The following is an 18982-nucleotide window of genomic DNA, read 5'->3' on the forward strand; positions in this document are numbered from 1 at the left end:
ATGACCGCCGCCACCCCCGCAAAGCGCGGATCCGGATACCGCGTCTACGTCCTGGCGATCCTCATCGTCGTCTACACCTTCAACTTCCTGGACCGGCAGATCCTCGGCATCCTGGCCGGCTCCATCAAGGCCGACCTGGGGCTGACCGACAGCCAGCTGGGCCTGATGGGCGGCCTGGCCTTCGCCCTCTTCTACACCGCGCTCGGCATTCCGGTGGCCTGGCTGGCCGACCGTTCGAGCCGCAGCTGGATCATGACCGTCGCCCTCACCGTCTGGAGCGGCTTCACCGCCGCCTGCGGCCTGGCCACCGGCTTCTGGAGCCTGTTCCTCTGCCGCATGGGCGTCGGGGTCGGCGAGGCGGGCGGCACGGCGCCGGCCTACAGCCTGATCGCCGACTACTTCCCGCCGAACCAGCGGGCCCGGGCCCTGGCCGCCTACAGCTTCGGCATCCCGATCGGCACGGCCAGCGGCATCCTGTTCGGCGGCCTGATCGCGGCGGCCATCGACTGGCGCACCGCCTTCCTCTGCGTCGGCCTGGCCGGCGTGGTCATCGCCCCGATCTTCAAGCTGACAGTCAAGGACCCCAAGCGCGGCGGCGATTTCGACGCCGGCGGCCAGCCGATCGACGAGCCGCTGAAGGCCCCCGAAAAGGCGCCCGGCATGGGAGAGGTGATGAAGACCCTGCTGCCCAAGCCCAGCTTCTGGCTGCTGTCGCTCGGCGCGGCGGCCTCCAGCGTCTGCGGCTATGGCGTCGCCTTCTGGCTGCCCAGCTTCTTCGAACGCAGCCTCGGCATGGACCTGGTGCAGCGCTCGCTGTTCCTCGGGGCCCTGGCTCTGATCGGCGGCACGGCCGGGGTCTGGCTCGGCGGCTGGCTCGGCGACCGGCTCGGCGGCAGGAACAAGGGGGCCTATCCGCTGGTGGCGGCCATCGCCTTCCTGATCGCCTTCCCCTGCTTCTTCCTGGCCATCAACGTCAGCAATCTCTGGCTGGCCTTCATCCTGTTCCTGATCCCGCAGGGGCTGAACCTGGTCTGGCTGGGTCCGATCATCACCTCGATCCAGCACCTGGTCCCCGGCCGCATGCGCTCGACCGCCTCGGCCAGCTTCCTGTTCATCAACAACCTGATCGGCCTGGGCCTGGGCACCTACTACTTCGGGGCCGTCTCGGACCTGCTCACCCCCCACTTCGGAGCCGAGGCGCTGCGCTACTCGATCTACAGCGGCCTCTGCTTCTATCTGGTCAGCGCCGCCCTGTTCTTCGTGGCCAGCCGGCGGCTGCAAAAGGACTGGGTGGACTGAGCCAGTTCCTCCTCCGGCAGGCCGAAGGCGTGACGGGGGAGGGGGACCGCCGCCGAAGGCGGTGGTGGAGGGGGCAGCACCGGCCTCTGACGATGACCATGAACGCAGCTGTCAAAGCCGCGCCAGAACGCACCTCATCCTGACAATCCTGCGCTGCCCCCTCCACCACGCGCGTATCCGCGCGCGGTCCCCCTCCCCCGTCGCTTCGCGCCGAAGGAGGATTTTCGGCGGTTGCCTGCCCCAACGTGCGGCGCCTATAAGGCCCCCGTCTGCGACCGCGCCCGGTCCCCCACCGCACAAGGCGAGCCCTTTCCAGCGATGAACATTCACGAATATCAGGCCAAGGCCGTCCTCGCCGAGTTCGGCGCTCCCGTGTCCAAGGGCTTCGCGGCCATGACGCCCGACGAGGCCGCCAGCGCCGCCGAGCGGCTTCCCGGCCCGCTCTATGTGGTCAAGAGCCAGATCCACGCCGGCGGCCGCGGCAAGGGCCGCTTCGAGGGCCTGGGCCCCGACAGCAAGGGCGGCGTTCGCCTCGCCAAGTCGGTCGAGGAAGTCCGCCAGCACGCCGAGGAGATGCTCGGCCGGGTGCTGGTCACTCACCAGACCGGCCCCAAGGGCAAGCAGGTCAACCGCCTCTACATCGAGGACGGCTCGGACATCGAAAAGGAATTCTACCTGTCGCTGCTGGTCGATCGTGAGACCAGCCGGGTCAGCGTCGTCGCCTCGACCGAAGGCGGCATGAACATCGAGGAGGTCGCCCACGACACCCCCGAGAAGATCCACACCTTCAGCATCGACCCGGCCACCGGCGTCATGCCGCACCACGGCCGCAGCCTGGCCAAGACCCTGGGCCTGACCGGCGGCCTCGCCAAGGAAGCCGGCGTCATCCTCGGCCAGCTCTATGCCGCCTTCGTCGGCAAGGACATGGAGATGCTGGAGATCAACCCGCTGATCATCACCACCGACCAGCACCTCAAGGTTTTGGACGCCAAGGTCAGCTTCGACGGCAACGCCCTGTTCCGTCATCCCGACATCGTCACCCTGCGTGACGAGACCGAGGAAGACGAGAAGGAAATCGAGGCCAGCAAGTACGACCTCAGCTACATCGCCCTCGACGGCGAAATCGGCTGCATGGTCAACGGCGCGGGCCTGGCCATGGCCACCATGGACATCATCAAGCTGTACGGCGCCGAGCCGGCCAACTTCCTCGATGTCGGCGGCGGCGCCGGCAAGGAGAAGGTCACCGCGGCCTTCAAGATCATCACCGCCGACCCGAACGTCAAAGGCATCCTGGTCAACATCTTCGGCGGCATCATGCGCTGCGACATCATCGCCGAGGGCGTCATCGCCGCGGTGAAGGAAGTGGGGCTGAAGGTTCCGCTGGTCGTGCGCCTGGAAGGCACCAACGTCGAGCTCGGCAAGAAGATCATCGCCGAGAGCGGCCTGAACGTCATCGCCGCCAACGACCTCAGCGACGGCGCCGAAAAGATCGTCAAGGCGGTGCGCGGCTAGGAGCCGCGCAACGTCCGCCTTCACTCCATAATTCAAGGCTAGAGAGCCCGAATGTCCATTCTGATCGACAAGAACACCAAGGTCATCTGCCAGGGAATCACCGGCAGCCAGGGGACCTTCCACACCGAACAGGCCATCGCCTACGGCACCCAGATGGTCGGCGGCGTGACGCCCGGCAAGGGCGGCACCACCCACGTCGGCCTGCCCGTGTACGACACCGTCGCCGAGGCCAAGGACCGCACCGGGGCCGACGCCTCGGTGATCTACGTGCCGCCGCCCTTCGCCGCCGACTCCATCTGCGAGGCCATCGACGCCGAGATCCCGCTGATCGTCTGCATCACCGAAGGCATTCCGGTGCTGGACATGGTGCGGGTGAAGCGCTCGCTGGCCGGCAGCAAGTCGCGCCTGATCGGCCCCAACTGCCCGGGCGTGCTGACCCCGAACCAGTGCAAGATCGGCATCATGCCGGGCGGCATCTTCTCGGAAGGCAGCGTCGGCGTCGTCTCGCGCTCCGGCACCCTGACCTATGAGGCGGTGTTCCAGACCACCAACGTCGGCCTCGGCCAGACCTCGGCGGTCGGCATCGGCGGCGACCCTGTCAAGGGCACCGAATTCATCGACATCCTCGAGATGTACCTGGCCGACGAGGCGACCAAGTCGATCATCATGATCGGCGAAATCGGCGGCAGCGCCGAGGAAGACGCCGCCCAGTTCATCGCCGATGAGCGCAAGAAGGGTCGCTGGAAGCCGATGGTCGGCTTCATCGCCGGCGTCACCGCCCCTCCCGGCCGCCGCATGGGCCACGCCGGGGCCATCATCTCGGGCGGCAAGGGCGGCGCGGGCGACAAGACCGCCGCCATGGAAGCGGCCGGCATCCGCGTTTCGCCCTCGCCGGCGAAGCTCGGCGAGACCCTGATGGAAGTGCTCAAGGGCTAAGCAGCATTAAGGCTTTTGCCTGGCGGCGCCGGCGATCGGAGACGATCGCCGGCGTTGTCGTGTCCAGAACCCGAAAAAACCCAACAAATTCGCGCGGTTTATCTCCCCATTCACGGGTGAGCGCCCTATATGAGGCCCCATTCCAAAGCCGCCCCGCTGCGGGCGACGCAATCTGGCGCGAGTGCAATGGCCGACGACGCAGGCATCATCAATCAGATCCTGACCGAAACTTCGTTCCTCTACGGCGGCAACGCCGACTATGTCGAAGACCTGCACGCCCGCTGGGCCGAGAACCCGGCCTCCGTCGACAGCAGCTGGCAAGCCTTCTTCGCCACGCTCACCGACCAGGCCCAGACCATCAAGGCCAATGCCGCCCAGCCGGCCTGGACCCCCAACCGCCCAAGCGCCGCGCGTCCCGAATGGCTGTCGGCCCTGGACGGCCAGTGGCCGGCGGTCGAGGCCAAGCTGGCCAAGGCCATCGAGACCAAGACCCCCGGAGCCAGCGCCGAGGCCATCCGCGCCGCCACCACCGATTCCCTGCGCGCCATCATGATGATCCGCGCCTACCGGATGCGCGGCCACCTGAAGGCCAACCTCGACCCGCTGGGCATCGCCATTACGCCTGGCGACGCCAGCGAGCTGGAGCCGGGCAACTACGGCTTCGTCGAAGCCGACCTCGACCGGCCGATCTTCCTCGACTTCGTGCTGGGGCTGGAAACCGCCACCCTGCGCGAGATTCTCGAGATCCTCCGCCGCACCTACTGCGGCAACGTCGGCGTGCAGTACATGCACATCTCCAATCCCGACGAGAAGGGTTGGCTGCAGGCCCGCATCGAGGGCCGCGACAAGGAAATTACCTTCAGCAAGGAGGGCAAGGTCGCCATCCTCAAGAAGCTGATCGAGGCCGAAGGCTTCGAACGCTTCCTGCACAAGCGCTTCCCCGGCACCAAGCGCTTCGGTCTGGACGGCGGCGAGGCCTGCATCCCGGCGCTGGAACAGATCATCAAGCGCGGCGGCGCCCTGGGCGTGAAGGACATCGTGCTCGGCATGCCGCACCGCGGCCGCCTGAACGTCCTGGCCGCCGTGATGGGCAAGCCCTACCACGTCATCTTCCACGAGTTCCAAGGGGGCACATCGCTCCCCTCGGACGTCGAGGGCTCGGGCGATGTGAAATATCACATGGGCGCCAGCTCGGACCGATCGTTCGACGGCAACAACGTTCACCTGTCGCTGACCGCCAACCCGTCGCACCTGGAAATCGTCAACCCGGTGGTGCTGGGCAAGGCTCGCGCCAAGCAGGCCTTCACCCTGCGCGAGACGCCGGACGCCGGCCGCACTCACGTCCTGCCGCTGCTGCTGCACGGCGACGCCGCCTTTGCCGGCCAGGGCGTGGTGGCCGAGTGCTTTGCGCTGTCGGGCTTGAAGGGCTACCGCACCGGCGGCACCATCCACTTCATCGTCAACAACCAGATCGGCTTCACCACCGCGCCGCACTACAGCCGCACCAGCCCCTACCCGTCCGACGTGGCGCTGATGGTCGAGGCCCCCATCCTGCACGTCAACGGCGATGATCCGGAGGCGGTCGTCTACGCCGCCAAGGTCGCCACCGAATACCGCCAGCAGTTCGGCAAGGACGTGGTCATCGACATGTTCTGCTACCGGCGCTTTGGTCACAACGAGGGCGACGACCCGACGATGACCCAGCCGCTGATGTACGCGCGCATCAAGGGCCATCCCTCGACCCGCGAAATCTACTCGACTCGCCTGATCGCCGAGGGCGTGGCGACGCAAGCCGACGTCGACACCTGGATCAAAGAGTTCGACGACTTCCTCGACGCCGAGTTCGACGGCGGCAAGACCTACAAGGCCGACAAGGCCGACTGGCTGGACGGCAAATGGGCCGGCCTCAGCCTGCCTGGCGACGAAGAGCGCCGCGGCAAGACCGGCGTGCCGCTGCAGAAGCTGAAGGACCTCGGCCAGAAGATCACCGCCTTCCCCGAAAGCGTCGACGTCCACAAGACCGTCAAGCGCATGGTCGAGAACCGCCGCGCCGCCATCGACACCGGCGAGGGCATCGACTGGGCCCTGGCCGAACACCTGGCCTTCGCCACCCTGCTCGATGAGGGCTATCCGGTCCGGCTGTCCGGCCAGGACAGCGTCCGTGGCACCTTCACCCAGCGCCACTCCGACCTGATCGATCAGACCACGGAAGAGCACTACACGCCGCTCAACAACATCCGCCCCGGCCAGGCCCACTACGAGGTCATCGACAGCCTGCTGTCGGAAGAGGCAGTGCTCGGCTTCGAGTACGGCTTCAGCCTCGCCGACCCCAACACCCTGACCCTGTGGGAAGCCCAGTTCGGCGACTTCGTGAACGGCGCCCAGGTGGTCATCGACCAGTTCATCAGCTCGGGCGAACGCAAGTGGCTGCGGATGAGCGGCCTCGTCATGCTGCTGCCGCACGGCTACGAGGGCCAGGGCCCCGAGCACAGCTCGGCCCGCCTCGAGCGCTTCCTGCAGTCCTGCGCCGAGGACAACATGCAGATCGTCAACTGCTCGACCCCGGCCAACTACTTCCACGCCCTGCGTCGGCAGATGCACCGCGAGTTCCGTAAACCCCTCATCGTCATGAGCCCCAAGAGCCTGCTGCGCCACAAGAAGGCGGTCTCCAACCTCGAGGACATGTCCGAGAGCGGCAGCTTCCACCGGGTCATGGTCGACGGGGCCGAGGCCGGCTGCGACGTCGGCGGCGTCACCCTGAAGCCCGACGATCAGATCACCCGCGTCATCGCCTGCTCGGGCAAGGTCTACTTCGACCTTGTCGAGGCCCGGGCCAAGTCCGGTCGCGATGATGTCTACATCATGCGAATCGAACAGTTTTATCCCTGGCCGATGAAGTCGGTGATGCAGCTGCTGCAGCGCTTCCCGAACGCCGAACTGATGTGGGTTCAGGAAGAGCCCAAGAACATGGGCGGCTGGACCTTCGTCGACCCCTGGCTCGAGCTCACCCTCGACCGGATGAAGATCAAGGCCAAGCGGGCCCGCTACGTCGGCCGCCCGGCCAGCGCCTCGACCGCCGCCGGCATGATGAGCCGGCACATGAAGGAACTCGAAGCGTTCCTCAATGACGCCTTCGCCTAAGGGCGCCTTCGCCTAACCAGACCGATGCCGGCTCCCCCCGGCGACAGACCGAACAGACAGACGAGCAAAAGATCCATGGCCGACATCATGACCCCCGCCCTCGGCGAATCCGTCAGCGAAGCGACGGTCGCCAGCTGGAAGAAAAAGCCGGGCGAGGCGGTGAAGAAGGACGAGATCATCGTCGAACTGGAAACCGACAAGGTCAGCCTCGAGGTCGCCAGCCCCGCCGACGGCGTGCTGGAAAGCATCGCCGCCAACCACGGCGACACGGTCGTCCCCGGCGCCCTGCTCGGCGTGGTGACCGCCGGCGGCGCGGCCGCCGCCCCGAAGGCCGAGGCCCCCAAGGCCGAAGCGGCGCCCGCGCCCAAGGTTGAAGCGCCCAAGGCCGCGCCGGCGCCCGCTCCGTCCGCGCCCGTCGCCGACGACAAGCCTCTGGCTCCCAGCGTGCAGCGCATCGTCACCGAAACCGGCCTGAACCCGGCCGCCGTCGCCGGCACCGGCAAGGACGGCCGCATCACCAAGGGCGACGCCCTGGCCGCCCTCGACGCCCGCGCCGCCGCTCCGGCCGCGCCCGCCGCCCCGGCTCCGGCCCGCGCCATCCACGAGCGCGAAGAGCGGGTGAAGATGACCCGCCTGCGCCAGACCATCGCCCGCCGGCTGAAGGAGGCGCAGAACAACGCCGCCATGCTGACCACCTTCAACGAGGTGGACATGAGCGCGGTCATGGCCCTGCGCAATCAATACAAGGACACCTTCGAGAAGACCCACGGCGTCAAGCTCGGCTTCATGAGCTTCTTCGTCCGCGCCTGCGTCGCGGCCCTGAAGGCCATTCCGGACGTCAACGCCGAGATCGACGGCCAGGACCTGATCTACAAGAACCACTACGACATCGGCGTCGCCGTCGGCACCGAGAAGGGCCTGGTGGTTCCCGTGGTCCGTGACGCCGACGCCATGAGCCTGGCCGAGATCGAAAAGGCCATCGGCGCCCTCGGCAAGAAGGCCCGCGACGGCCAGCTGTCGATCGACGACATGCAGGGCGGCACCTTCACGATCTCCAACGGCGGGGTCTACGGCTCGCTGATGTCGACGCCGATCCTCAACGCCCCGCAATCGGGCATCCTGGGCATGCACAAGATCCAGGAGCGGCCGATGGTCGTGAACGGCCAGATCGTCATCCGCCCGATGATGTACCTGGCCCTGTCGTACGACCACCGCGTCGTCGATGGCCAGGGCGCCGTGACCTTCCTGGTCAAGGTCAAGGAAGCCATCGAGGATCCGCAGCGGCTGCTGCTGGACGTTTGATGTGGCGCCCGGCATGCTGACCGCATGTCGGGCCCTCTCAAGATCACCGATCATCGCCGGCCCATCGTCGAGCCGGGCGGCCCCGTCTGGCCCTGGTCACAGGGCGGAACCGATCTCGATATCGGCCAGTCGGCGATCAATTCCAGCATCTCGTTCCGCGAGCAGACCGTCGAGGTCGGGCCGGAGAAGAAGCAGCGCCGGCAGCGCATCAAGCGCTCGCCGGCCTATCAGGCGACGAGCCGGCCCGGCCTCCTCAACGGCCTGATCCCGCCGGTCGTCGGCCTGCTGGCCGTCTTCCACGCCTCGCCCCACATCGGCGACTTCATCGGCCTGACCGACCTGCTGTTCAGCCTGGCCGGCAGCCTGCCGTTCGGCGAGCTCCTCGCCCCCGCCGCCCAGGCCTGGAGCTTCGAGCCCTTCTGGGTCTGGGCCGCGGCCCTCGGGCTTCGGGTCATGGCCATGAACGCCGCCAAAAAGTCGGTGATCGGCGCCCTCACCCTGGCCGTCGCGGCCTTCCTGCTCGAGGCCGGCGCCTGGGTCGTGCTGGGCTCGAACCGCGAGGGTCAGGGACCACTGGCCACCCTGCTGTTGGTCGAGGGCGCCCTGCTGCTGGTCCCACTGGTCCTGCTCTGGCTGCTCGACCGCCAGCGGCGACGCCAGGAGGTCTAGGCGGCGTCGCGCCGGCTGAGGAACAGCGCGTGGGCGACGCCGGCGCATTCGCAGGACGTCTTCCGCAGGCCGGGCAGGTCGGTGATCTCGATATTGCCGCGGCTGTAGCGAATGAGGCCGCGCTCCTTGAAGTCCGAGGCCAGGGCGCTGACGGTCGTGCGCTGCACCCCGGTCATCACCGCCATATACTCCTGGGTCAGGGAGAAGGCCGGAGACCCGGTGCGATCGGCGGTCATCAGCAGCCAGCGGGCCAGCCGTTGCTCGGCGCTGTGCAGCAGGTTGCAGGCGACGAACTGCTGGGTCTGGGCGGCGTCGGCCAGGGCGTGACGGAACAGCAGGCGGGCGAAGTCCGGGCTCTCGGTCAACTGCGTGCGGAAAGCTTCGGCGGGCAGTCGGAAGGCGCTGCCGGGAACCTGGGCGAAGACCCTGTGGTAGGAGACCGCGTTGCTGGCGGCGTCGAGCAGGCCGGCGCCGCCCTCGCGGCCGATGGTATTGCTTTCGATGTAGCGGCCGTCGCGCATGACGGTGACCACCGACAGCACCGCCGAGCTGGGGAAATAGACGTGGTTGACCGCGCCGCCATCCGGAAAGACGACTTCGCCGCGATGGAGCGCGACTTCGCTCAACAGGGGCGCGAGCTTTTCCATGTCGGCGCTTCCGATGGCCGACAGAAGAAAATTGCGAAATTCCAAAGAATCACCCCGCCAGTGCAGGGCTTTTTCTAAACCCACCACGAAGGTGCGTCCCGCAATTTTTGCCTTATGTTCTGAGATTTACCTACGACTACTTGAAACGCCATAAAATGTCAAACCGCGATTTCTTATGTCGAATAGTAGGCATATAAATGATCCCGCAGACATTACTGGACAGGATCAGTTGGCGACGCTCTGGTGGGGTGACCGCCGCCCCTGGGGTGACCTCGGGGGCCGGCTGGTGCATGCTCGGCTTCGCAACGGACCGGGGGCGGGATGGGCGAGCATCACAACGATCCGATCATCAGCGGCCCGGAGCCGTCGGGCCCGGCCGTCTGGTGGCGCAACCTCGTCGCGGCCGTGAAGGCCATGCGGGCGCGAATTCCGGCGCGGGCCGGCGAGAAGCCGAGCCGCCGCAAGGCCGCCAGGACGCCCGCTCCCGACGCCGGCGCGACCAGCGCCTGGCGCGCGATGCACGGGCCGCCCGTCCTCTGGCTGGCGCCGGTGTTCCTGCTGTTCGCCGCCGCCTACGCCCTGCCCCAGTTGGCCGAGTTTCTGCAGCCGCAGGCGCCGCGCAGCCTGATCAAGGCGCTGGTCGCCTTTCTGCCGGGCTTCGCCGCCCCCGTCGAGCCGATGCTGGCCGGCTGGCTGTGGGCGCCCCTGTGGGTGACCTTGCTGGCGCTGGCCTTGCGCTTGCGGGCGGTCTGGGTGACTCACCTGGCCATTCTCGACGCGGTCGGCTGGTCGATGGCGGCCATGGTCGTCGAGGGCGGCGCCTGGCTGCTGTGGGGCCGTACGGCGCTCGCCAGGGGCGGTTTCAGCCCGGCCGAGCAGGACGGGGTCTGGCAACTGCTGGTCGGGGAGATCATCTTCCTGTTCCTGACCGCCGTCGTCTTCGGCCCGACCAGCCGGCCACGGCGCGACCTGCTTGAGCAATAGGTCATGAGCAGGAAAGGCCTTTTACCGGCGTTCACAGACCTCGGTAACGCCCGGTGGAATCTCGGCTAGAGTTGCCGTTCGCATGACCCTTTCGATTCTCGCCCGCTTTCACACCCAGTCCGACGCTCAGGTCGCCGCCTCGGCCCTGCGCTCGGCCGGCCTCGGCGCCGTGGTGTTTGACGAGCACTACGGCGGTATCGACTGGGTCGCCCAGTCGGCGCTGGGCGGCTATCGCCTGATGCTGCCGACCGGTGAACTGGCCGATGGCCGCGCCATCCTGGCCATCGCGACCGAAGCGCCGCCCGATCCCGAGTCCGCGCCGGCGATCACCGGCTCCCTGCCGGCCACGGTCCTGACCATGGCGGTGGGTCTGCTGGCTGGGTTCGAGGCCGGCTGGCTCGTCACCGGCATCCGCAGGCGCCAATTGCCGGAGCCTCGCGTCTGGCTGATGGGGTCGCTGGCGGCGTTGATACTGTTCCTGGTCCTGGGCGGCGGCGCGGTCCTGATCGGCTTGTGGACCTGGAAAATGCTGATCGACCCGCCATGACGCCGCAGGAGCAGCTCGGCATCCTCGCCATCGTCGCCCGCCTGCTGGGCGGCTGGTACGTCTTCGCCGGGGCGGTGGCGCTGAACGCCTGGCGGACGAACGTCTTCATGGACGGGGCGCTGGAAAAGCTGACCCTGCAGCCGACCGATCGTGTCGAAACCTTGCGCGGCTGGACCATCTTCGGGGTCGGGGCCCTGACCCTGATGTCGGGGATTTTCCTGATCCTGCTCAGCCCGCTGGCGCCGCCCGCCTTCATGGCCTGTTGCGCGCTGCAGGGGGCCTATTTCGCCTGGGCGCGGAAGGCCCTGCCGCCCAAGGACGAGGCCAGCCGGCGCGGCCGCCGCGCCTCGACCAACGCCTTCCTGGTCTATCTGGGCTCCAGCGGCTTCGTGCTCGGCTGCGGTATGGTCGGTTTGTTCGGCTGATCCGGCTCTTAAGCCTCGAAAAATCGGCCGCGATGGGCCATATGCAGCGCACACTCACACGAAGGATTTGCGGCTGATGGCCCAGTACGACGTCGTCATCATCGGGGGCGGCCCCGGCGGCTACAATGCGGCGATCCGCGCCGGACAGCTGGGCCTGAAAGTCGCCTGCGTCGAAGGCCGCGGCAAGCTGGGCGGCACCTGCCTGAACGTCGGCTGCATGCCGTCCAAGGCTCTGCTGCACGCCTCCGAGATGTACGAGCTGGCCAACAAGGACTTCGCCAAGCTGGGCATCGAGGTCACCCCCAAGCTGAACCTGACCCAGATGATGGCCCAGAAGGCCGAGAGCGTCGAAGCCCTGACCAAGGGCATCGAGTTCCTCTTCAAGAAGAACAAGGCCGACTATGTGAAGGGCTGGGGCCGCATCGCCGGTCCGGGAAAGGTGGCCGTGAAGGCCGAGGACGGGTCCGAGACCATCCTCGAGACCAGACACATCGTCATCGCCACCGGTTCGGAGCCGACCCCGCTGAACGGCGTCGAGGTCGATCAGAAGCGGATCGTCGATTCCACCGGCGCCCTGTCGCTGCCGGAGGCGCCCAAGAGCCTCGTCGTCATCGGGGCCGGCATCATCGGCCTGGAGCTGGGCTCGGTCTGGCGCCGTCTGGGCGCCGAGGTCACCGTCGTCGAATACCTGCCGCGCATCACCCCCGGGGTGGACGAGGAAACCGCCAAGACCTTCCAGCGCAGCCTGACCAAGCAGGGCATGACCTTCAAGCTGGGCACGAAAGTCACCGCCGCCAAGGCCGGCGAGACCGAGGTCGAACTGACCCTCGAACCGGCCGCCGGCGGCGAGGCCGAAACCCTGAAGGCCGACTACGTCCTGCTGGCCATCGGCCGTCGGGCCTACACGGAGGGTCTGGGGCTCGAAACCGTCGGCATCACGCCGGACAAGCGCGGCGTCATCGAGACGGACCACTTCAGGACCAGCGCCGAGAACGTCTGGGCGGTCGGCGATGTCATCTACGGCCCGATGTTGGCCCACAAGGCCGAGGAAGACGCCGTCGCCTGTATCGAGCTGATCGCCGGCAAGGCCGGTCACGTCGATTACAACCTGGTTCCGGGCGTCATCTACACCTATCCGGAGGTGGCCTGGGTCGGGAAGACCGAGGAGGCGCTGAAGGCCGAGGGCGTCGCCTACAAGGTCGGCAAGTTCCCCTTCACCGCCAACAGCCGCGCCAAGATCAACCATGAGACCGAAGGCTTCGCCAAGGTTCTGGCCGATGCGAAGACCGACCGCATCCTCGGCGTCCACATCATCGGCCCGCAGGCCGGCGAGCTGATCGGCGAGTACTGCGTGGCCATGGCCTTCGCCGCCGCCAGCGAAGACGTCGCCCGCACCTGCCACCCCCACCCGACCCGCTCCGAAGCCGGCCGCCAGGCGGCGATGGGCGTCGAGGGCTGGACGATGCAGGCCTAAACCCTCACCCTCTCGCCAAACGGGAGGATGCGATGACGGGCGAAATCAAGTGGCGCGATCCGGAGATCGGCGCGGTGCGGGCCTTCTACGCCTCGCTGCAGCCGCCGGAGGGCTCTCCCGCCCAGACCTGGGCCGAGCGCCGCGCCGCGATGGACGGGTTCGGCGAGATCGGGTCCCTGCCCGAGGGCACGCTGGTGGTGCCGGTCGACATCGACGGCATGGCCGCCGAGGGGCTGGCGCCACAAGGCTATGACGAGAGCCGCCAGATCCTCTACCTGCACGGCGGGGGCTATGTGATCGGCAGTCCGAAAAGCCACCGGCCGATGTGCGCGCGGCTGGCGCTGGAGGCCGGCTGCCCGGTGCTGGTCCCGGACTACCGCATGGGGCCGGAGAACCCCTTCCCAGCCGCCGTCGAGGACGGGGTGAAGGCCTGGAAGCACCTGCTGGACGCCGGCATCGATCCGGCCCGCATGGTCATCGCCGGCGACAGCGCCGGCGGCGGCCTGACCCTGGCCACGGCCCTCGCCCTGCGGGACGCCGGCCTGCCGCAACCGGCCGGCCTGTTCTGCATCAGCCCCTGGGCGGACCTGCGCCAGGTCGGCAAGGCCTACGGCGCCGTGCAGCATCTGGACCCGATGATCAGCGTGGCCGGTCTGGACCAGTTCGCCCAGGCCTACCTGGGCGGGGCCGATCCCGGCCATCCGCACGCCTCACCGGCTCTGGGCGACTTCAGCGGCATCGCCCCGATCCTGATCCACGTCAGCGGGGCCGAGGTGCTGATGAGCGACAGCATCGCGGTGGCCGAAGCCGCCGGCCTGGCCGGCGTGCCGGTGCGGCTGGAGATCTGGCCGGAGATGCTGCACGTCTGGCACGCCTGGTCCGGCCAGCTGACCGCCGGCCGCAAGGCGCTGGAAGGCGCGGGAGCGTGGATCCGGGAGATGACCTCCTAGCGGTCTACTTCTCCGGCGCCGCCATCGGCGTGCCCGCCTTGAAGCTGGCCTTGACCTTCTCGTGCATGGCCGGCGGCAGGGGGATCATGCCGCGTTCCTGCAGGTAGCCGCCGCGCCCGGAGGCGGCGTCGGAGGTGTATTCCTTGACGAAGGCGCGCAGGCCCGGCGTCAGGTCGAGGCGCGATTTCTTGACGTAGATGTAGAGCGAGCGGCTGAGCGGATACTTGCCCGAGGCGATGGTCTCGAAGGTCGGACGCACGCCGTCGATCGAGGCGACCTTCACCTTGTCCATGTTCTCTTCGTAGAAGAAATACCCAAACACCCCGGCCGAGCCCGGCGTCCGTGTCAGGGTCTGGACGATGGCGTTGTCGTTTTCGCCGGCGTCGATCCAGCGGTCCGAGCGCAGCGGATCGACCCGGCCCTTGAAGGCCTTCTCGTCGTCCTTCTTCATGGCGCTCAGCAGGTCGAAGCGCTGGGCGCCGTGCTCGATGCCCAGCTCCAGGAAGGCGTCGCGGGTGCCGCTGGTCGGCGGCGGGCCGTAGACTAGGATCTTGCTCGGCGGAAGGCCGGCGCCGATCTGGCTCCAGTTCAGGTAGGGATTCTTCTGCAGCCGGCCCTGGCGCAGGGTCTCGGCCGACAGGGCCAGGAACAGGTGCTCGAGCTTGAGGTTGAAGTCAGGAGCCCGCTTGTCCATCGCCAGGACGATGCCGTCATAGCCGACCTTGATCTCGAGGATGTCGGTGACGCCGTTCTTCTGGCAGGCCTCGAATTCCGACTTCTTCATCGGCCGGCTGGCGTTGGCGATGTCGGGAAAGGCGTCGCCCGCCCCGCCGCAGAACAACTTGATACCGCCGCCCGTGCCCAGGCTCTCGACCTTGGGGGTGCGCGAGCCGGTCTTGCGGGAATAGGTCTCGGCCACCCGGGTCGTGTAGGGGAAGACCGTCGAGGACCCCGCCGCCCAGACATAGTCGCGGGCCGCCCAGGCGGTCCCCGCCGAGGCCATGGCGATCACGGAAATAGCAGTGGCGAAGAGGCGCTTCATCGGACGGTCCCGTTGGTCGGAACCGTCCTTACGAAGCTATTGCGACAGTGCAACGACAAACGGAGGATTTGATCCGCCCTCAGAGCAACCGGCTGCGGATGGCCTGGCTCAGCAGGTCGATGCCCGACACCGCCACGACGATGACCAGCACGATGCAGCCGGTCTGGTCGTAGGCGAAGCTGTTGGTCGAATCGAGCAGCACCTGGCCGATGCCGCCGGCCCCGATCAGGCCGAGCACGGTGGCCGACCGGCTGTTGCTCTCGAAGCGATACAGGGCATAGCCGACCCACAGGGGCGCGACCTGCGGGATGACGCCCCAGACAATCTCGGCCAGCTTGCCGGCGCCGGTGGCCCGAACGCCCTCGACCGGGCCCTTGTCGATGGACTCCACCGCCTCGGCGAACAGCTTGGCCAGCACGCCGCCGGTGTTGAACATCATGGCCATGACGCCCGCGAAGGGGCCCAGGCCCACGGCGGTGATGAAGATCAGGGCGACGACCAGGTCGGGGATCGAGCGGACCAGGTCGAGCACCCGGCGAACCGGCTGCTGGATCCAGGCCGGGGTGATGTTGGACGCGCCCAGCAGGCCGAACGGAATGGCGACGAGGATGGCCAGGAAGGTGCCCCAGAGAGCCATCTGGATCGTCTCCCACATCTTGCGGATGTAGAGGGCCCAGTCGGCCTTGAGGAAGTTTTCGTGGCCCGGCGTGAAGGGCGAGAAGAAGCCCGCCACGAACTGCTGCATGCCCTCCGAGCCGAACAGTTGCGGGAACTTGAAGATCTCGGCCGGCCCGAAACTGACGATCAGCAGGATGGCGACGCCGCCCCAGATCACGATGTCGAAGGCGCGCGCCGACAGCGGTCGGACCGGCGGGGCCAGATTGGGGGCGTCTTGGGTCATGGGGCGGATTTGCTCGTTTCGCCTTGAGGCCTAGTTCGCCGGCGTCTGGGCGGCCTTGGCCTGCTCGGCCTCGATACCCTGAATGGATTTGGTCGCCTCGGCGATCTTGGCCTGATCGCCGGCTTCCTTGGCCAGGCCCAGCTGCTCCATGGCTTCCATCTTGCGGACGAACAGCAGGTGCGTGGCGTCGGCCGGCTTGAAGCCGCCGATCGACAACTTCTTCATGTTCTCACGCTGCTTGGCGGCTGCCGGGGTGTCGCCCTGGCCGTAGGTCAGGAAGAACTGGCGAACCTTTTCCTTCACGGCCGGATCGAGGTCCTTGCGCCAGATGATCGGATCTTCCGGCAGCACCGGGGACTCCCAGATCACCCGCACCTTGTCGGCCTGGCCTTCCTGGCGGTCCTTGTTCAGGCGGATGGCGGTGGAGTTGTTGGTCGCCGCGTCGAGGCGCTTGTTGGCGACCGCGAACAGGTTCGACTGGTGGTTGGCGGTCAGCACCGTCTTGAAGCAGTTCTCCGGCTTGACGCCGCGCGGGATGAAGACTTCGGTCATCGGCGCCAGGGTGCCGCTGGTCGACTTCTTGTCGCCCATGCCGAAGTTCAGCGACTTGTCGCACTTCAGAAGGTCGTCGAGGGTTTTGATCGGGCTGTCGATCGGGACGATGATCACCGAGGTGTAGCCGTCGACACCGGAAGGATCGAACGTGCGGGCGAAGACCTCGCCGTTCGAGCGGCGCACGGCCTCCAGGCCCGATTGGTTGGAGAACCAGCCGAGATCGGTCTGCTTGAAGCGCATGGCCTCGATCAGGGCGCTGTAGCTGGAGGAGAAGAAGGGCTTCACCTTCAGGCCGGTGGACTTCTCCATGTCGGCCAGGATCGGCGTCCAGTAGGTTTCCATGTTCTGCGACTTCTCGGTCGACAGAATGGAGAAGGTGATCTCGTTCTTGGGCTTTTCCTGAGCCCCGCCGCCACAGGCGGCGAGCGCCAGGGCAGCCGTGGCGGCCAGACCGATGAACAGGCGGCGGGCGATCATTGCGGAGCTCCTTCCCAGAACACGTCTTCGAATTCCGGGCCGTAGATTTCGACAAGCTTGGGCTTCTGCAGGCCGGAGGGCGGTCCGTCGTAGACCACCTTGCCGGCTTTCAGGGCGACGACCCGGTCGCAGTAGCGAAGGGCGTAATCGACCTGGTGCAGGGTGACGATGACGGTCAGGCCGTCCTGGCGGTTCAGCTCGCGCAGGATTTCCATGACCTTGCGGGCGGCGACCGGGTCGAGCGAGGCGACCGGTTCGTCGGCGAGGATGACCTTGGCCTTCTGGACCAGGGCCCGGGCGATGGCGCCGCGCTGCTGCTGGCCGCCCGACAGGGTGTTGGCGCGCTGGCCGGCGTAGTCGGAGATACCGACGCGGTGCAGGGCCTGCATGGCCGCCTGCTTGGTTTCTTGCGGCCAACGACCAAACAGGCCCTGCAGATAGCCGATGCGGCCAAGCGATCCGAGCGCCACATTGGTGAACAGGCTGAGCCGACCGACCAGGTTGAACTGCTGGGCGATGAAGCCGATGCGGATGCGGGCATCGCGAACCTTGTCGCCGACCTTGCCCTTGGTCTGGCAGGTGGTTCCGAAGGCGGTGATCGTGCCGTTCGGCCCGTCGATGGTCTGCAGCCCGTCGATCGAGCGCAGCAGGGTGGACTTGCCCGAGCCGGATGGGCCGATGAGGGCGACCATCTCGCCCTTGCTGACGTCCAGCGACACGCCATCGAGGGCGCGGCGCTTGCCGAAGGTCTTTGAGACCCCCTTAATCGAGAGGACAGCGTCTTGCATCATGATCTGGCGTCGTTCCTAGCACATCCGGCCGGGCGGGGTGGAAATCGTGTCGGCGTTCACGCGGTCGGCGCCCTTGCGCTGGCCGCCAGTCTCTTCATGTCTCCCGCGTGTGCCATGCTGACCTTTGCCCGCGCAAGCGCGTCTGTGGAGAAGTTTCTCGCGGCAGGCGCCATTCCGGGCATTTTCAGCCTTTCGAGCAGATGCATGCCCTTGTGAAGCCATTGATAGACGGCGACGTCCCCCGCGCCGTAGCGGGCGATCGGATGGAAGACATCGTCGATCAGGTCAGCCGGCGACAGGCGGTCCGCGAAGACCCGCAGGTCAGGCGCTTCTTCATTTTTCCGTTCAGCGTTCAGCTGGTCCCAGCTGGACAGCAGCGCCACCCCTGACCGGACCACCGCGATCGCGGTGCCCGGGTCATTGACCCCCGGCGACAGAGCCCGGGCCGCGATCTCGCCCAGCACGATCAGGCCGTGACGCGGGTCCTGGTCAAAACTGCGCCCGTCGCCGAGCGTAAAGGCCGAGCGCAATTCCTTGCAGACGTCTTCGTCGACCCCGCCGTCGAAGATGTTCAGCAGCGGCTGTTCCAAGCCGACCATTGCGCCCGGCAGGGCCACGATCTGCAGGCGTACGCCCTGTTCCTCGGCAATCCGGCCCAGGGCCGAGACGTCGATGTTCTGGACCCTGGCCACCCGGTCGCTGACCACGCGGGTCTGCGGGACCGGCAGGCCTCGCGGCGGCGCACAGGTTGTCGCCTCCCACTCGACCCGCCGGTGAAAGGCCTTGGTGGTCTCCTGCTCGATCCGCTCGACAATGAAGTCGACCCGCGCCAGCCGCGCGAGGCGGTCGATGAGCAGCAGGATGTTGATGGCGACGAGTCCGACCACGATCAGGGTGATGATGTAGACGATCGTCCTGCCGTCCTTGCCGTAGTAGCTGGAGCTCAGGGCGGTCAGGGCGACGATGGCATAGAGAAATCCGCCCACGAAGGTCGACAACGCGCCCTGAAGCCGCTTGTCGGTCGTCACCAAGCCGGCGGCGCGAGGGGTGATGCTGCCGGACACGGAGGTGTAGGCGGTGACCATGGCGCCGGCCCCGAAGATCGAGACCGCCAGCAGGCTGTTGGCGAGGATGGTCAGCAGTCCTTCGACATTGGGGCCGCCCAGCCGTTCCGACATCGCCGAGGGGACGAAGCGGCCGAGCAGGGCGGCGAGCAGCGCCGCCCCAACGCCGGCCAGGCCATACAGGCCGACCCGGAACCAGACCCGGCGGGCGAGCTTGCGCCAGACAAAAAGCCAACGATACATGCGCGCAGTTACCTCACAGCCCC

At 67.3% G+C, this 18982-nt stretch carries 17 protein-coding genes; 11 read left to right on the forward strand and 6 right to left on the reverse strand.

What is annotated here, in order from left to right:
* The 6 genes from O5I81_RS20180 (at position 1) to O5I81_RS20205 (ending at position 8859) form a co-directional block, all read left to right on the forward strand.
* Positions 1–1299, forward strand: a complete 1299-nt coding sequence (locus tag O5I81_RS20180; protein WP_271066655.1) for an MFS transporter — start codon at positions 1–3, stop codon at positions 1297–1299.
* 318 nt (positions 1300–1617) lie between these two features.
* Positions 1618–2811, forward strand: a complete 1194-nt coding sequence (gene sucC, locus O5I81_RS20185; RefSeq protein ID WP_271066656.1) for an ADP-forming succinate--CoA ligase subunit beta — start codon at positions 1618–1620, stop codon at positions 2809–2811.
* A gap of 51 nt (positions 2812–2862) precedes the next feature.
* Positions 2863–3747, forward strand: a complete 885-nt coding sequence (sucD, locus tag O5I81_RS20190) for a succinate--CoA ligase subunit alpha (protein WP_271066657.1) — start codon at positions 2863–2865, stop codon at positions 3745–3747.
* 186 nt (positions 3748–3933) lie between these two features.
* Positions 3934–6888 carry a 2-oxoglutarate dehydrogenase E1 component gene (locus O5I81_RS20195; protein WP_271066658.1) on the forward strand — a complete coding sequence of 985 codons (2955 nt, stop codon included), beginning with the start codon at positions 3934–3936 and terminating at the stop codon, positions 6886–6888.
* A 75-nt stretch (positions 6889–6963) separates the two neighbouring features.
* On the forward strand, positions 6964–8190 hold the full coding sequence (gene odhB, locus O5I81_RS20200; RefSeq protein WP_271066659.1) for a 2-oxoglutarate dehydrogenase complex dihydrolipoyllysine-residue succinyltransferase: 1227 nt from the start codon (positions 6964–6966) through the stop codon (positions 8188–8190).
* Positions 8191–8214: 24 nt separating this feature from the next.
* Positions 8215–8859, forward strand: a complete 645-nt coding sequence (locus O5I81_RS20205) for a hypothetical protein (RefSeq protein WP_271066660.1) — start codon at positions 8215–8217, stop codon at positions 8857–8859.
* On the opposite strand, the gene O5I81_RS20210 is transcribed toward O5I81_RS20205, so the two are convergent.
* The gene (locus O5I81_RS20210) at positions 8856–9506 is read right to left on the reverse strand and encodes a Crp/Fnr family transcriptional regulator (RefSeq protein WP_271066661.1); all 651 of its coding nucleotides are present in this window, start codon (positions 9504–9506) and stop codon (positions 8856–8858) included. The two genes, O5I81_RS20205 and O5I81_RS20210, sit on opposite strands and share 4 nt — an antisense overlap.
* A gap of 321 nt (positions 9507–9827) precedes the next feature.
* On the opposite strand from O5I81_RS20210, the gene O5I81_RS20215 reads away from it, so the two are divergent.
* From O5I81_RS20215 to O5I81_RS20235, 5 genes are all read left to right on the forward strand, one after another.
* A complete protein-coding gene (locus O5I81_RS20215) occupies positions 9828–10490 on the forward strand; it encodes a hypothetical protein (protein WP_271066662.1) in 663 nt (220 codons plus the stop codon).
* A gap of 82 nt (positions 10491–10572) precedes the next feature.
* Positions 10573–11037, forward strand: coding sequence for a hypothetical protein (locus O5I81_RS20220; protein ID WP_271066663.1), 465 nt, complete (start codon positions 10573–10575; stop codon positions 11035–11037).
* The gene (locus O5I81_RS20225) at positions 11034–11462 is read left to right on the forward strand and encodes a hypothetical protein (protein ID WP_271066664.1); all 429 of its coding nucleotides are present in this window, start codon (positions 11034–11036) and stop codon (positions 11460–11462) included. Before O5I81_RS20220 ends, O5I81_RS20225 begins: the two co-directional genes overlap by 4 nt.
* Before the next feature lie 76 nt (positions 11463–11538).
* Positions 11539–12936, forward strand: a complete 1398-nt coding sequence (lpdA, locus tag O5I81_RS20230; protein WP_271066665.1) for a dihydrolipoyl dehydrogenase — start codon at positions 11539–11541, stop codon at positions 12934–12936.
* A 32-nt stretch (positions 12937–12968) separates the two neighbouring features.
* Positions 12969–13886, forward strand: a complete 918-nt coding sequence (locus O5I81_RS20235) for an alpha/beta hydrolase (RefSeq protein ID WP_271066666.1) — start codon at positions 12969–12971, stop codon at positions 13884–13886.
* 4 nt (positions 13887–13890) lie between these two features.
* Here the strand turns inward: O5I81_RS20235 and O5I81_RS20240 are convergent, their stop codons facing one another.
* From O5I81_RS20240 to O5I81_RS20260, 5 genes are all read right to left on the reverse strand, one after another.
* A complete protein-coding gene (locus O5I81_RS20240; RefSeq protein WP_271066667.1) occupies positions 13891–14928 on the reverse strand; it encodes a substrate-binding domain-containing protein in 1038 nt (345 codons plus the stop codon).
* Positions 14929–15007: 79 nt separating this feature from the next.
* On the reverse strand, positions 15008–15829 hold the full coding sequence (gene phnE, locus O5I81_RS20245) for a phosphonate ABC transporter, permease protein PhnE (protein ID WP_271066668.1): 822 nt from the start codon (positions 15827–15829) through the stop codon (positions 15008–15010).
* Between the two features lie 30 nt (positions 15830–15859).
* Positions 15860–16861 carry a phosphate/phosphite/phosphonate ABC transporter substrate-binding protein gene (gene phnD / locus O5I81_RS20250; protein WP_271066669.1) on the reverse strand — a complete coding sequence of 334 codons (1002 nt, stop codon included), beginning with the start codon at positions 16859–16861 and terminating at the stop codon, positions 15860–15862.
* Positions 16858–17652, reverse strand: coding sequence for a phosphonate ABC transporter ATP-binding protein (gene phnC, locus O5I81_RS20255; RefSeq protein ID WP_271066670.1), 795 nt, complete (start codon positions 17650–17652; stop codon positions 16858–16860). The genes phnD and phnC overlap by 4 nt, the downstream gene beginning before the upstream one ends.
* 56 nt (positions 17653–17708) lie before the next feature.
* Positions 17709–18959 (reverse strand): DUF2254 domain-containing protein, encoded by a 1251-nt coding sequence (locus O5I81_RS20260; RefSeq protein ID WP_271066671.1) that lies wholly within the window; start codon positions 18957–18959, stop codon positions 17709–17711.
* Positions 18960–18982 lie beyond the last annotated feature (23 nt).

Origin of the sequence: Caulobacter sp. NIBR1757, from assembly GCF_027912495.1 — a bacterium.
Lineage (GTDB): Bacteria > Pseudomonadota > Alphaproteobacteria > Caulobacterales > Caulobacteraceae > Caulobacter.

Coding starts and splice junctions, on each gene's coding strand:
- O5I81_RS20180 (WP_271066655.1), top strand. CDS start 1: ATGACCGCCGCCACCCCCGCAAAGCGCGGATCCGGATACCGCGTCTAC.
- sucC (WP_271066656.1), top strand. CDS start 1,618: ATGAACATTCACGAATATCAGGCCAAGGCCGTCCTCGCCGAGTTCGGC.
- sucD (WP_271066657.1), top strand. CDS start 2,863: ATGTCCATTCTGATCGACAAGAACACCAAGGTCATCTGCCAGGGAATC.
- O5I81_RS20195 (WP_271066658.1), top strand. CDS start 3,934: ATGGCCGACGACGCAGGCATCATCAATCAGATCCTGACCGAAACTTCG.
- odhB (WP_271066659.1), top strand. CDS start 6,964: ATGGCCGACATCATGACCCCCGCCCTCGGCGAATCCGTCAGCGAAGCG.
- O5I81_RS20205 (WP_271066660.1), top strand. CDS start 8,215: ATGTCGGGCCCTCTCAAGATCACCGATCATCGCCGGCCCATCGTCGAG.
- O5I81_RS20210 (WP_271066661.1), bottom strand. CDS start 9,506: ATGGAAAAGCTCGCGCCCCTGTTGAGCGAAGTCGCGCTCCATCGCGGC.
- O5I81_RS20215 (WP_271066662.1), top strand. CDS start 9,828: ATGGGCGAGCATCACAACGATCCGATCATCAGCGGCCCGGAGCCGTCG.
- O5I81_RS20220 (WP_271066663.1), top strand. CDS start 10,573: ATGACCCTTTCGATTCTCGCCCGCTTTCACACCCAGTCCGACGCTCAG.
- O5I81_RS20225 (WP_271066664.1), top strand. CDS start 11,034: ATGACGCCGCAGGAGCAGCTCGGCATCCTCGCCATCGTCGCCCGCCTG.
- lpdA (WP_271066665.1), top strand. CDS start 11,539: ATGGCCCAGTACGACGTCGTCATCATCGGGGGCGGCCCCGGCGGCTAC.
- O5I81_RS20235 (WP_271066666.1), top strand. CDS start 12,969: ATGACGGGCGAAATCAAGTGGCGCGATCCGGAGATCGGCGCGGTGCGG.
- O5I81_RS20240 (WP_271066667.1), bottom strand. CDS start 14,928: ATGAAGCGCCTCTTCGCCACTGCTATTTCCGTGATCGCCATGGCCTCG.
- phnE (WP_271066668.1), bottom strand. CDS start 15,829: ATGACCCAAGACGCCCCCAATCTGGCCCCGCCGGTCCGACCGCTGTCG.
- phnD (WP_271066669.1), bottom strand. CDS start 16,861: ATGATCGCCCGCCGCCTGTTCATCGGTCTGGCCGCCACGGCTGCCCTG.
- phnC (WP_271066670.1), bottom strand. CDS start 17,652: ATGATGCAAGACGCTGTCCTCTCGATTAAGGGGGTCTCAAAGACCTTC.
- O5I81_RS20260 (WP_271066671.1), bottom strand. CDS start 18,959: ATGTATCGTTGGCTTTTTGTCTGGCGCAAGCTCGCCCGCCGGGTCTGG.